This window comes from uncultured Psychroserpens sp. (assembly GCF_947500255.1).
Taxonomy (GTDB): Bacteria; Bacteroidota; Bacteroidia; order Flavobacteriales; family Flavobacteriaceae; genus Psychroserpens.
In genome coordinates, this window is record NZ_CANMRL010000003.1 from 438,204 (window position 1) to 450,257 (window position 12,054).

A 12,054-nucleotide genomic window follows, 5' to 3' on the forward strand; every position below is an offset into this window, starting at 1 on the left:
TGTTCATGTAACTGTCAAACCACTACTTTTGTGGTTCTGCAGCTCTTTTATTTGCTGAAATTTTCTCAATCATATCTGGTACTTTTTCAAAAGCAGCGGCTAAACCATGTGCTTTACCTGCTTCTATAAATGAGATTTCGTCTTCTTTAGTCACTAAGAAACCAATAGGTTCAATACCTACTCCTGCACCTGCTCCCATACCTTCACCTCGCTTGTTGCCTTTTCCTTCAACGCCTTCGCCTCCTCCTGAGCCAAATCCCATACCAACTTTAATGACTGGGACGCATTTAAACTGTCCTAATTCAAATTGGTTGCCAACTACTGTTTCAGTTTTGGCTTCAGACTTAATAAAGTCCGTAATTTTTCCTAATAATTCTTCAAAATGTAATTCCATGATATTAAGTTTTAAATGTTAATAAATGATCTTATCATACGAATTGGTCTATTCTCAACAGATAGTAATATTTTATTTCTTCCTTCATAATTAACGCCTAAATGATGTCCTCTATAAAAATTTAGAAATGCAAAAATTGGATATAATTTCGAATTCGAAATACAATCTCCAGTATCAATATCTAACTGAAACTGTTTGATCTTAAACGATTTTAATACTCTAAATACTTTTTTGAATGGGATACGCTTATCTCCTCTTTTTTTACTAGTGTTCGTTTTAACTGCTTTAGTCTTTGACCGCTTTTTTTTCTGGAGTGGGTAAACAAAAAAATTAAAGAAGAACACCTTGAAATGAATTTTAAAAATTTCAGCTTCATCGGGCTCAATACTTGCCTTTAACAAACCTTTTATTTTTATAAAATATTGGTTGGTCGAAGTGTCAATATAGAAGACAATCGGAACCAATAATAAATAAATGATTGCTAGCAAAAATATGATCAAAAGTATGTAGAATACCATATCTTGATTTTACTGTAAAGTACGATCAATTAAAGGTCTAACACAATGATATTAATCAGTTTAGAACAACTGTCCAGCTATAAATTTTTTCGTTGACTCCTAAGATACCAGCTTATGACAAAAAGCGATCCCAAGAGTGGTATTAATGACGTTAATCCCAAAATAATCCACCAAAAATTTGGACCTCTAAAATTAAAAAAATAGACCAGCCACAAACCAGAAATAATAATTAATATACCACCAAATAGTTCTCTTTTCCTAGCTACAAAAACCAATACAATAAGTAAAATCCAAGGCAATCCATTTGGACTATTTCTTAAGACGCCTTCAATACCTCCTCCATAATCTGTAGAACCAGACAATATAGAAAAAGCCAGCAGCAAACTAGCAATTAGCAACAGGCCATAACGTGCTATATACCTTAACATTGTTGCTGTTTTATTTGTGTTATTACTACTCACGCTGGGATTGAATTTTAATCTTTATGCCTTCTCATTTTCCCTGTGATTTCATCAATTTTTATTAAAAAAATAATAGGAAAATCGTCTTTATATATCTGACTAGAAAACTGGCTTATAAAATCAAGTTTTCTATGCTCTTTTCTAACAATTAAATCTTTCACGCCTAGAGAGAAATCATGCAAATGTGCTTTAGCTTCACTTCCATACAGTTCTTGGTAATGCCCATGAACCAGAATAGAATCCCAAGTATTCACAGAATCTATTTCAGAAACTTCCATAGAAACAGCTGTATGCTTTCGCATAGCTTTTACCTTATGACCTTCAGCGGAATATCCTATTATAGCATTGATGTTTTTATCATAGAAATAGGTTATTGGTGCGATAAAAGGTTTGCCATTATAGATATATGACAAATGACCTATATAGTTATTAGCCAAAATGCGAATACACTCATTGTCGTTTAGATGTCTTATCATGATTTAAAGTTTTTAATGACTCTTAAGTATTATTTCTAGTTTACTAAGCGCTTGTTTAACCATAACCAGACTATTTTCTGACTTTGATTCGCCAGTAATAGCATCCACATCATCCATTTTACGAGATCCTTCTCCAGATGTTGTAATAACTACTATTCTTTCACTGTATGGTTTAGTTCTCTCTACAAAAGTTTCGATTGACTTAGGTGGTTTCCAGTTCTCCCATGTATGTATAAGTACTAAGGCACTATAGCTTCTTGGCTCAATATCTTTCAACTCGGAAATATCTACTACTTTGATATATATAGAATCCTCTTTAAAGTGGTCAATTATAGTTGTAGTGAGTTTGCCTTTAAATTCACTTCCTTGGGTGGCAATAAGTAGTTTCTGACTGTATTCAGGAGAATTTACATCGAAACTCTCTGCTACATCCATAGAATATGTTTGCTGATACCAAATTGAAATAAAAAATAGTAATCCAATTATAGTTCCTACTAGAACAAGTATCTTTTTAGTTCGAGACATAGATATATGTATTTACTTAGGTTAAATTAACCCATACAGCATTGTTTTACTATGATAAAAATCAGTTGATAAAAATTAGAAAACACCTCAAATACCAAATGGGTTTATAAATTGCTTTTCTTTAAGCGTCTCTTATCTCTGTAAGCCCAATAAATTCCTTTAACATCAGATGCCCAATGCGGATACATGAAAATAAGTGTAATCTCTTCAAAGGTTTCTAGTAATCCGATACCTATCATGATATAAAAAAGGATATAATTTGGATCAAAGAACAGTGCATATAAAATAAATGCACTTTGCATAACCGCTGAAAGCTTTGCCAAATAGGTGTGAAAAGCTGTGGCTTTACCATATTTAAAATACGCGATCAACATTTGTATGATATACGGAACAAAAGCAATAGCAATTAATAAAACATTCTTTATAATGAATTCTTTTTCAAAATAAAACAAGGCAATCAACCCAACAACAAGTGTAATTTGATCGCCAAAAGAATCTAATTGAGATCCTCTAGGGCTCGTAATCTTAAGCTTCCTGGCTAAGAATCCGTCAATAGCATCTGTTGCATAACTTACGGCTAATAAACTCGCACATATTAGCTGTTGATCAAACCAAATAAAGCCTAATATGAAAGGTGCTGCTGCGATTCTGTAGAATGAAAACCAATCGGCAATATTATAATTTTTAAATGTTAGCATAGTAACGTATTGAGGATAATCTAACTTCAAAAAGTCAGTATCATTTTAATGACACTTTAGAGTTGAAAAGTAATTGAAAATTAAAAATTTAGAAATGACATTGATCATTTTACATACGACTCTTATCATTTAATTTTAAAGCAATCATAAAATCTACACCAATGAAAAAACAAAACATTTGGGTTATTTTTCTCACCTTAGGATTAATTTGGATCATTGTTGGTCTTGGTATATATCCAAATACAGGAATTTGGCCACTAGGCGTCATTTTTTTAATTGTTGGCATGTTACTAAAAATTGGTACTGTAAAATAATACCTTAGCTAATAATTTTCCCGTCACCCATTTGAATGATTCTATCTGTTTTATTGGCAAAATCTTCGTCATGGGTCACCACGAGAAGCGATAAACCTTGCTCCTCACTCAACTGTTTAAAAATATTAAATACATTTTCAGAATTATAGCTGTCTAAATTTCCTGTAGGTTCATCTCCCATGATAATCGATGGGTTGTTTATAAGCGCTCTCGCAATAGCAACACGCTGTTTTTCTCCACCAGAAACTCGTGATGCTCGTTTTTTTGCCAAATGATCTATATTTAGAATCTTTAGTTTATTCATGGCATCATGCTCTATTTCCTGTAGCGTTTTTTCTCCTAATTTTTTAGCAGGCAGCATCACATTTTCCAATACGGAAAATTCAGATAGTAAATAATGAAACTGAAATACAAAACCTATATGCTTGTTGCGCAAATATGATAAATGTTCTCTTGTTTCATTGGTTACCAATTTCTGATTTAAAAACAGCTCGCCCTCATAATCAGTATCCATTGTAGAAAGAATATACAGCAATGTAGATTTTCCGCAACCAGACTTACCCATAATTGAAGTAAACTCACCTTGTCTAATTTGAAAGTTGATATCCTTTAGCACATGAAATAATACCGGTTTTTTGAAGTATTTGTTGATATGTTTTGCTTCTAGTACAACACTCATTTTATTGGCCTCTAATAATTCTAACTGGATCAATCTTTTTTGCTTTTTTTGAAGGCAAATAACCTGCAAGAAATGTTGAAAGCATAGCAAATGAAAAACCGATAACAAAAAATAATGGATTCATATTTATAGGATAGGTCGCCACTGTTGGCAATGCTTCTGTTTGAAATGGAATTGTACCAATCAAACTCGCTAATCCAAAACCTATAAGTAAACCTAATACACCTCCAACAAAACCAATAATCATTGCTTGGCTCATAAAAATAAGTTGAACATCTTTACCCGAAAACCCTGTGGCTTTTAATATTGCAATATCATTCATCTTTTCATAAATAAGCATATTCAATATGTTATAAATGCCAAATCCTGCAACAATCAACAATGTCACAGATACTGCATATGTGATAAGGTTTCGTATGGTAGTTCCTGTTTCAAATTGTGCATTAGCTGTCTTAATATCTATGGCTTTGAGCTTAAACTGTTGCTCTATTTTTTTTGATAGCGGAAGAGCTTGATCAATATCATATAATTTGACATTGATATCTGTAATATAGTTTTTAGCTTCACCTAAAACACGTTGTACTGTTTTTATATTTGTAAAGCTTTGAATAGCATCGAGATCTGCAATACCACTTTGGTAGAAGCCGACAATTTTTAAAGAAAAATTTCCTCCATTAATCGGACTAATTTGAATACGGTCTCCAACTTTTAATGACATCTTTTTGGCAATACCTATGCCTAGTAAAATGCCATTATCTGAATTATGCAAAGCTTCAGCCGAACCTTCAACGATATAATCTCCCATATTAAAAAGCCTCGCTTCATCAATAGGGTTTATACCTGTGAGATTTCCACCAATTTCAATAGATCCTGCGATATAAAAAATTTGTGTTTTAATCTGTGGAAGAGCTCCTCGAACATTTGCATCCTTTTCCAAATAACTAATAATTGGCAAAGCATTATGTATTTTTTTCTGACTTAATTTCGGTTTGATAGAATGCACAACATTAAAACTATTCTTAACATCATCATATAGTGAAATAGGCTGCTTTTTAGAAGGCTCTATTTCATTATAAATGTGAACATGTGGCGTTTGATTTAAGATCAAGTCATCTAACATCATATTTAGTCCTGTCATAAAACAAACCAATGTGATATAAGATCCAATGCCAAAGGTCACACCTAGTGCTGCCGTTGATGTTTGCTTAATTTTGGTAAGCAAATGTGTTTTAGCAATGTTTAGTATAACCTTCCAATTAATCATTAGTCTGGTTTATAAATGAATGTATCTTTACTCAGCCCAGAAAGCACTTCTACATACTCCATATTTTGTAAGCCTATTGTGATGGTCACCAAACCATTTTCTGTTTTTACTTTATTGTTATCAATTAAATAAGCCTTAGGTATAGTAAGTACCTTATCTTTTCGTTCTATTATGATATTAGCTTCTCCAGACAATCCAGGATACAAAACTTTTGGAGCCTCAATAAATTGGGCTTCAACGATAAAGGTTTGATTGCGTTCATCTTTCTTAGGGTAAATCTTTGTGATTTCTCCATTAAATATGTTGTCATTATAAGCATCTAGACTAATTAAAACATCTTGGCCTTTGTGTATGGATACGATATCAACTTCATCTACTAACAATTCAATTATGAATCTTTTGGCACTTCCTATGCTTGCTATTGGCTCCATGCTTGTAACAATTTCACCAGGTTCTTTATAAATAGCATAGATTTTGCCATCTATTTTACTTTCAACAGTAAAATCCTTTGAAGCTATAGATGCTGTTTGGTAATTGTTTTCTGCTTGATTTACAGCTGTCTGTAATTCATTTTTAGTCCTGTTATATTTGCTTTGCAGAAGACGTAATTGGTTAGATGCTAATTCATAGTTAAGTTTTTTAGAATCGTACTGATTTTTAGATCCTATATTTTGATTCCACAGGTTTTTTTGTCTAAAATAATTAACAGAATCATTTACACGTTTGAGTTTGGCGGCCTCAATTTCATCCTGAATACCGCTTAAAATAGCTGCTCTTCCATTGTAATTCTCTCTAGCTAGATCTAAGGCCAACTTGGCATTTTGGGTATTTAGTTTAGGTGTACTATTTATAATTTGAAATAAAGGATCATTTTTAAAAACTAAATCACCTTCATCCACTAGATTAGCATCTAATAGTCCCGATACAATTGCATAGGCTTGATAAAGACTATCTGGCTGAATGGTTACTGAAGAATATACAGATTCCGTTAATGATTTTTCTTCTGGTAGAATTTTTTCTTGTGCATTAGAACAAGACAAAAAGATAAATAACATCATTGTGTAACTCAAGACTCTCATAGCTAATTATGATTGTATTTATTGATTAATTGCTAGTGATGATGGTCCATTTATTTTTTTTCTTTATAGCATAAAGTTCATCAGCTATTTGTTTGGTAGTAATTTGAGGAGGTTTTTTTAAGAATTTCTTGTCCAAAACAACATTTACTGGCTTTTTTGTAAGATATGTTTTAACTGCTCCATCGACATCAATGGCGACTTCATAATATTTATAATACACCACGTTTTTACCTAACGCTTCATTTCTTCCAACAGTTTCGGTTATGAGTTCTAGTACAATTGCCAAACCATTATGAAAATTAGTGGCATTTAAATATTGAGGTTCAACTATAGTTTTTCCCGAAGTATCTATATAACCAAAATAAGAAATACCGTCTTTTACGGTTTTAATCAAACACCTTTTTTCTGTAAATATCGGATAACTTCCTTTTGTATTAGTAGTAGTAACCAAATCAGTTCTAAAATCGACAACAATAGTCCCTTTTTCATTAATAAATGCCCACTTACCATCTTTCTCTATAGCTGCAAAGCCATCATGAAATGGTGAAATATAACTAAGGTTGTCTATTGTTTGTGTGAATCCGGAAAATGGCATAGCTATTACGATTAAAAAGAAGAGTGTGATCGTTTTCATGATGTCAACATTTTTAAATTAGTACTGCAAAATTAGTATGGAACACATTGCTATAAAATGATATTGGTCAGACTCATACAATTATATAGCAGATGTCAACTACTTTTTAAATTCAATACTAAGCTTAGCTAGCATCATAAGCTCTGACTTATTCTGACCAGAAAAACTTGACGCTATCTTACTAGCCGTTTGTAAAATAAGAGACTTCATTTTAGAACTAAATAAGGCTTCGTTGTTTCGTTTAAACAACATAAAGTTGTTGTAACAAACTTCAGCGTTATATTCATGATCTAAATGCAACCACTCAAATGTATCTATGATAGTTGCCTTTGAGCAAATGGTAGAATTATCTAAAAATGTCCATTCATTATCTAAAACTTCTTTGAGTTTATTGAATTCTTCAGGTCTTACATTTTTATCTACAGCTGCAATAGCGTAAAATAATTTACCCAAATGCTGACAAAATTTAGCATCTACTTTTTCACTCATGATTTAATTAAATTGATGATTCTTAAATATAAATGCTTTAATGGGTACCTCACATGATATAAATCAGTTATTAATCGATTAAAATACCTTTTTTTCGTATTTTTAAAATGGTAGCATTCTTTTCATAAAAACTATGTTTCAGCAAGACCAAGAAATATTTAATACACTATTCCAAGCAATTTCTGAAGGCGTTATCATTATTGATAACAATCAACACATCATGGAAATTAATTCAACTGCTGAATCCATATTTGGCTATGAAAAAGGGGAACTCATTCAACGAGAGTTGAACACTTTATTGCCTTCAAATTACCATCAGAGTCATGCTAAGCATATTGAAAAATTTGTCAAGAAAGGAAAGCGGAGACGTATGGGAGAAGCCTCAGATATTTTCGGTGTAAAAAAAAGCGGAGATATTATTGCGCTTGAGATAGAGCTTAACCCCTTTACAATTTATAACAAAACCTATGTCATGGCATTGATCAAGGATGTTTCAGAAATAAAAGAAACTCAAAAAGATCTTATGTTAAAGAGCAAGGCTCTACAATCTGCAAGTAATGGTATTATTATTACTGATGCCTTAAAACCTGACAACCCAATTATTTATTTTAATTCGGCATTTCAAAACCTAACTGGATATTCAAGCAAAGAAATATTACATCACAATTGTAGGTTTTTACAAGGTAAGGACACAGACCAATTACCACTTAAAACATTGAGAGCTGCAATAAAAAAAGGCAAAAGTTGTCAAGTTACATTGCGCAATTACAAAAAGGATGGGACATTATTTTGGAATGACCTGTACACTATGCCAATAACAAATGCGAAAGGAACAATAACACACTTTATCGGGATTCAGAATGATGTAACACAGCGAAGAAAAGCGGAAGCCGAACGTAATCATCTGTCAACCATTTTTGATGAATCTCTCAATGAAATATATGTTTTTGATGCCCACACCTTAAAATTTGTAAATGTCAATTATGGCGCACAAAAAAATAGCGGCTATACTATTGAAGAACTAAAGCAAATGACACCTTTAGATCTAAAAACTCAAGAAGATGAAATTACATTTAGAAAAAACACTGATGTTTTATTAAAAAAGAATGTTGAAAAAATAGAATTTGAAGCCATACACCAAAGAAAAGATGGCACAACCTATCCCGTTGAAGTACATTTGCAACTTTCAAGTTTAGGTGACAACGAAGTTTTTGTAGCTATCATTCTAGACATCACCGAGCGTAAAAATTACACTGAAAAACTTGAGAATACAGTAGAAGAACGAACAGAACAACTTAAAGCAGCTTTATCAAAAGAAAAAGAACTCAATGAACTAAAAACCAGATTCTTATCTTTAGTTTCACATGAATTCAAAACACCTCTAAGCGGTATTTTAACGTCAACTGTTCTGTTGAGTAAATATCAATTAACCGAAGAACAAAATAGAAGAGATAAACATATTAAAACGATCTCAGATAAAGTACATTACTTAAATAATATTTTAAATGATTTTCTATCGCTAGAAAAATTAGAAACAGGGAAACTGACATACAGTTTTAGCAATTTTAAATTAAGCAAAGTTGTAGATGAAGTGATTTATAATGCCAATATGCTTTTAAAAGAAGGTCAGTCTATTAAGTATCCAGATAATGTGAATGACTTATCCCTTTATCAAGATGAGAAAATTGTCGAACTTATATTATCAAATTTAGTCAATAATGCCATTAAATATTCTCCAGAGCATTCGGTTATAACCATAGCCATTAAGCAAGATCATGACGTAACTACCATCCAAGTCCAAGACAATGGAATAGGAATTCCGAAGGCAGATCAGAAAAGTATTTTTGAGCGTTATTTTAGAGCAGAAAATGTAATTAATACGCAAGGTACTGGTATAGGTCTAAACATTGCAAAACATCATTTAGAAAATTTAGGTGGCACTGTTTATTTTGAAAGTGAAGAACAAAAAGGTACCACATTTACAATAACATTACCTAATACTGTAAAACAATGAAAACCATTTTACTTATTGAAGATGATGTCGTTCTAAGGGAAAATACCGCAGAACTTTTAGAGCTTTCGCATTATAAAGTAATCACTACTTCAAATGGCAATACTGGTATTGATATGGCAAGAGAACACTCACCAGATATTATCATTTGTGATATTATGATGCCTGAGCTTGATGGATATGAAACTCTTAAAATCCTATCTCAAGATGATACGACGAAATATATTCCATTTATTTTTTTATCTGCCAAAACTGAACATAAAGATGTAAGAAAAGGCATGAATATGGGTGCAGATGACTACATCACAAAGCCTTTCACAGAGGACGAGCTTATTAGTGCTATTGAAAGTCGTTTAGCAAAAGCATCTATACTAAAAGATACAAGAGCTAACACTAACACTTCAATAAAAGACATCAATAGAAATGAATTAAAATCACTCAACGATCTAAAAAACTATTTTGATGATCATGGTACTGCATTTATATTCGAAAAAGATGCCATTATTTACCGCGAAGGCGATCATTCTAATTATATCTTCCTTATCACCAAAGGATCTGTAAAATGTCATCAAATAGATGATCAAGGCAAAGAACTTGTCACAACATTATATAAAGAAGATGATCTATTTGGTTATACCTCATTTACGAATAATTTGCCACACAGAGAAACAGCCATGGCTATTGGAAATGTTCAGCTCGTAGGTATTTCGATTATCGAGTTTAACCAAATCTTAAATAACAACCATAAATTGGCTTTGGAGTTAATGCAGTTATTATCTGATGACCTATTGCTAATGAAGAATCAATTATTAGAAATGGCTTATGGTTCGGTAAATAAAAAAACTGCAGCCACTATTATAAAGTTTTCAGAAAAAATAAATCGCAAACCTGAAGATCCTATTAAGATATCACGAAGCGATTTAGCTAGTGTTGCTGGTGTTGCTACTGAAACTTTAATTAGAGCGCTAACAAACTTTAAAAAGCAAGGTATCATAAACATCGAAGGACGAAATATTAAAGTTGTTGATCTAGAAAAGCTAAAATCCATCAGTTAACTAAACATGACTAATATCATTTATGAAATGACATCTTACTAATACATTTGTTTAGTAAAGATGTAGTCAGATGAAAAATATATTACTACCCACTGATTTCTCGGAAAACTCATGGAATGCCATTAAATACGCTGTCCGTTTTTTTGAAAATTTAGACTGTAACTTTTACGTGTTGCACGTGAATAAACTTAGCAATCTTGCAGTTAATGATTCACCATTAATATTAAATCAAGATGCTATTGATACCATTTATGTAAAACCTACGAAGCAAAAATTACGCAACATATTAAAGCGTATTTCAACACTAACAACAAATCATAGAAAGCATAAGTTTTATACACTTTCTGAGTATAATTTTTTTATAGAATCTATTCGTAAAACTGTAGATGAAAAACACATAGATTGCATTGTAATGGGAACCAAAGGCGCATCAGGCTTGGATAAAATCATTCTAGGAACCAATACAGCAGATGTAATTACAAAAGTAAAATGCAATACACTGGCTATTCCAGAGAATGCAGAATTCACAATACCTAGAGAAATTGCATTTCCAACAGATTTTTCGCTGTCCAGCAATTTACATGTTCTTCAACCAATTTCTGATATTTTAGAACGATTTAAGTCCGTTTTAAGAATACTACATATCAACAAAAACAAAGTTGTTTTAAATAACGATCAAGAAAAAAACAAAGAACTACTAGAAGATTATTTTAATCATCAAGATTTTAGCTTTCACTATTTAACAGACAAAAAAATTGAACGAGCAGTTCAATGTTTTGTAGAAAGCAGAGATATTAATATGATCTGTATGGTTGCTAAAAACCTAAATTACTTTCAGCAAATTCTATTTCATTCAAAGGTTGAACAAATAAGCTATCATACAGATGTACCGTTTTTAGTACTTCATGAAAAAAACAAACATTATGGATAATTCAATTTTCTTAGCAAAATTTTGGGGATGGTATCTCCTGATATTCTTTTTTATCTTAAGTCTTAACCCAAAACGCATTAAGCAAATATTTAATGACCTAAATGATGAAAAATTTCTTATCATCTCATCATTTTTAGCAATTATAGTAGGCTTGGTAAACATTCAATTTCATAATATTTGGGACTTAAGTTATAAGCTAATCATTACAAGCATAGGTTGGATTTCGCTTATTATAGGCTTAGCGTTATTTATATTTCCTAAACCAACAGTTTCCTGGTTGGAACTAGCTAATATTAGATTTGTTCAGGTCATTTATATGCTTCTATTTTTTACAGGGCTCTTTTTACTTAATACGGCTTACGGTATCGTACAGATATAGGTCAAAACTGATAGATATCATTGCATGAAAACTAAGTTAAAATTATATTTATAGTGTCATTTTAGGGTGACTATCATATTGAGAGTGGGGATTCTCAACTTTAAGAAAGCCAAACGCCTACGTTTGGCTTTCTTGGTTTACTTAATA

At 31.8% G+C, this 12,054-nt stretch carries 16 protein-coding genes; 5 read left to right on the plus strand and 11 right to left on the minus strand.

Annotated features, from left to right (window positions below; translation table 11 throughout):
- Nucleotides 1-22 precede the first annotated feature (22 nt).
- The 6 genes from Q0783_RS11425 to Q0783_RS11450 form a co-directional block, all read right to left on the minus strand.
- Nucleotides 23-394, minus strand: a complete 372-nt coding sequence (locus Q0783_RS11425; RefSeq protein WP_298895254.1) for a GerW family sporulation protein — start codon at nucleotides 392-394, stop codon at nucleotides 23-25.
- A gap of 11 nt (nucleotides 395-405) precedes the next feature.
- Nucleotides 406-912: a hypothetical protein gene (locus Q0783_RS11430; RefSeq protein WP_298895255.1), complete on the minus strand. Its 507-nt coding sequence runs from the start codon at nucleotides 910-912 to the stop codon at nucleotides 406-408.
- 77 nt (nucleotides 913-989) lie between these two features.
- On the minus strand, nucleotides 990-1,340 hold the full coding sequence (locus Q0783_RS11435) for a hypothetical protein (RefSeq protein ID WP_298895257.1): 351 nt from the start codon (nucleotides 1,338-1,340) through the stop codon (nucleotides 990-992).
- 47 nt (nucleotides 1,341-1,387) lie between these two features.
- A complete protein-coding gene (locus Q0783_RS11440; RefSeq protein WP_298895259.1) occupies nucleotides 1,388-1,849 on the minus strand; it encodes a pyridoxamine 5'-phosphate oxidase family protein in 462 nt (153 codons plus the stop codon).
- A 12-nt stretch (nucleotides 1,850-1,861) separates the two neighbouring features.
- The gene (locus Q0783_RS11445) at nucleotides 1,862-2,374 is read right to left on the minus strand and encodes a hypothetical protein (protein ID WP_298895260.1); all 513 of its coding nucleotides are present in this window, start codon (nucleotides 2,372-2,374) and stop codon (nucleotides 1,862-1,864) included.
- Between the two features lie 104 nt (nucleotides 2,375-2,478).
- The gene (locus tag Q0783_RS11450; RefSeq protein ID WP_298759242.1) at nucleotides 2,479-3,072 is read right to left on the minus strand and encodes a CDP-alcohol phosphatidyltransferase family protein; all 594 of its coding nucleotides are present in this window, start codon (nucleotides 3,070-3,072) and stop codon (nucleotides 2,479-2,481) included.
- Nucleotides 3,073-3,233: 161 nt separating this feature from the next.
- Here Q0783_RS11450 and Q0783_RS11455 point away from each other — a divergent pair, with 161 nt between their 5' ends.
- On the plus strand, nucleotides 3,234-3,386 hold the full coding sequence (locus Q0783_RS11455) for a hypothetical protein (protein ID WP_298759239.1): 153 nt from the start codon (nucleotides 3,234-3,236) through the stop codon (nucleotides 3,384-3,386).
- A 4-nt stretch (nucleotides 3,387-3,390) separates the two neighbouring features.
- Here the strand turns inward: Q0783_RS11455 and Q0783_RS11460 are convergent, their stop codons facing one another.
- From Q0783_RS11460 to Q0783_RS11480, 5 genes are all read right to left on the minus strand, one after another.
- Entirely contained in the window at nucleotides 3,391-4,065 is a 675-nt protein-coding gene (locus tag Q0783_RS11460) for an ABC transporter ATP-binding protein (protein WP_298895262.1), read from the minus strand.
- Between the two features lies 1 nt (nucleotide 4,066).
- Entirely contained in the window at nucleotides 4,067-5,329 is a 1,263-nt protein-coding gene (locus tag Q0783_RS11465; protein ID WP_298895264.1) for an FtsX-like permease family protein, read from the minus strand.
- Nucleotides 5,329-6,408, minus strand: coding sequence for an HlyD family efflux transporter periplasmic adaptor subunit (locus Q0783_RS11470; RefSeq protein WP_298895265.1), 1,080 nt, complete (start codon nucleotides 6,406-6,408; stop codon nucleotides 5,329-5,331). Before Q0783_RS11470 ends, Q0783_RS11465 begins: the two co-directional genes overlap by 1 nt.
- Nucleotides 6,409-6,433: 25 nt before the next feature.
- Complete coding sequence (locus Q0783_RS11475) at nucleotides 6,434-7,042, minus strand: WG repeat-containing protein (RefSeq protein ID WP_298895266.1); 609 nt, start codon at nucleotides 7,040-7,042, stop codon at nucleotides 6,434-6,436.
- Nucleotides 7,043-7,141: 99 nt separating this feature from the next.
- A complete protein-coding gene (locus Q0783_RS11480; RefSeq protein ID WP_298759224.1) occupies nucleotides 7,142-7,531 on the minus strand; it encodes a hypothetical protein in 390 nt (129 codons plus the stop codon).
- Nucleotides 7,532-7,664: 133 nt separating this feature from the next.
- On the opposite strand from Q0783_RS11480, the gene Q0783_RS11485 reads away from it, so the two are divergent.
- The 4 genes from Q0783_RS11485 (at nucleotide 7,665) to Q0783_RS11500 (ending at nucleotide 11,907) form a co-directional block, all read left to right on the plus strand.
- Nucleotides 7,665-9,545, plus strand: coding sequence for a PAS domain S-box protein (locus tag Q0783_RS11485; RefSeq protein WP_298895268.1), 1,881 nt, complete (start codon nucleotides 7,665-7,667; stop codon nucleotides 9,543-9,545).
- Nucleotides 9,542-10,597 (plus strand): response regulator, encoded by a 1,056-nt coding sequence (locus Q0783_RS11490; RefSeq protein ID WP_298895270.1) that lies wholly within the window; start codon nucleotides 9,542-9,544, stop codon nucleotides 10,595-10,597. Before Q0783_RS11485 ends, Q0783_RS11490 begins: the two co-directional genes overlap by 4 nt.
- A gap of 70 nt (nucleotides 10,598-10,667) precedes the next feature.
- Entirely contained in the window at nucleotides 10,668-11,528 is an 861-nt protein-coding gene (locus Q0783_RS11495; protein ID WP_298895271.1) for a universal stress protein, read from the plus strand.
- The gene (locus Q0783_RS11500) at nucleotides 11,521-11,907 is read left to right on the plus strand and encodes a hypothetical protein (protein WP_298895273.1); all 387 of its coding nucleotides are present in this window, start codon (nucleotides 11,521-11,523) and stop codon (nucleotides 11,905-11,907) included. The genes Q0783_RS11495 and Q0783_RS11500 overlap by 8 nt, the downstream gene beginning before the upstream one ends.
- The last annotated feature ends 147 nt before the right edge of the window (nucleotides 11,908-12,054 follow it).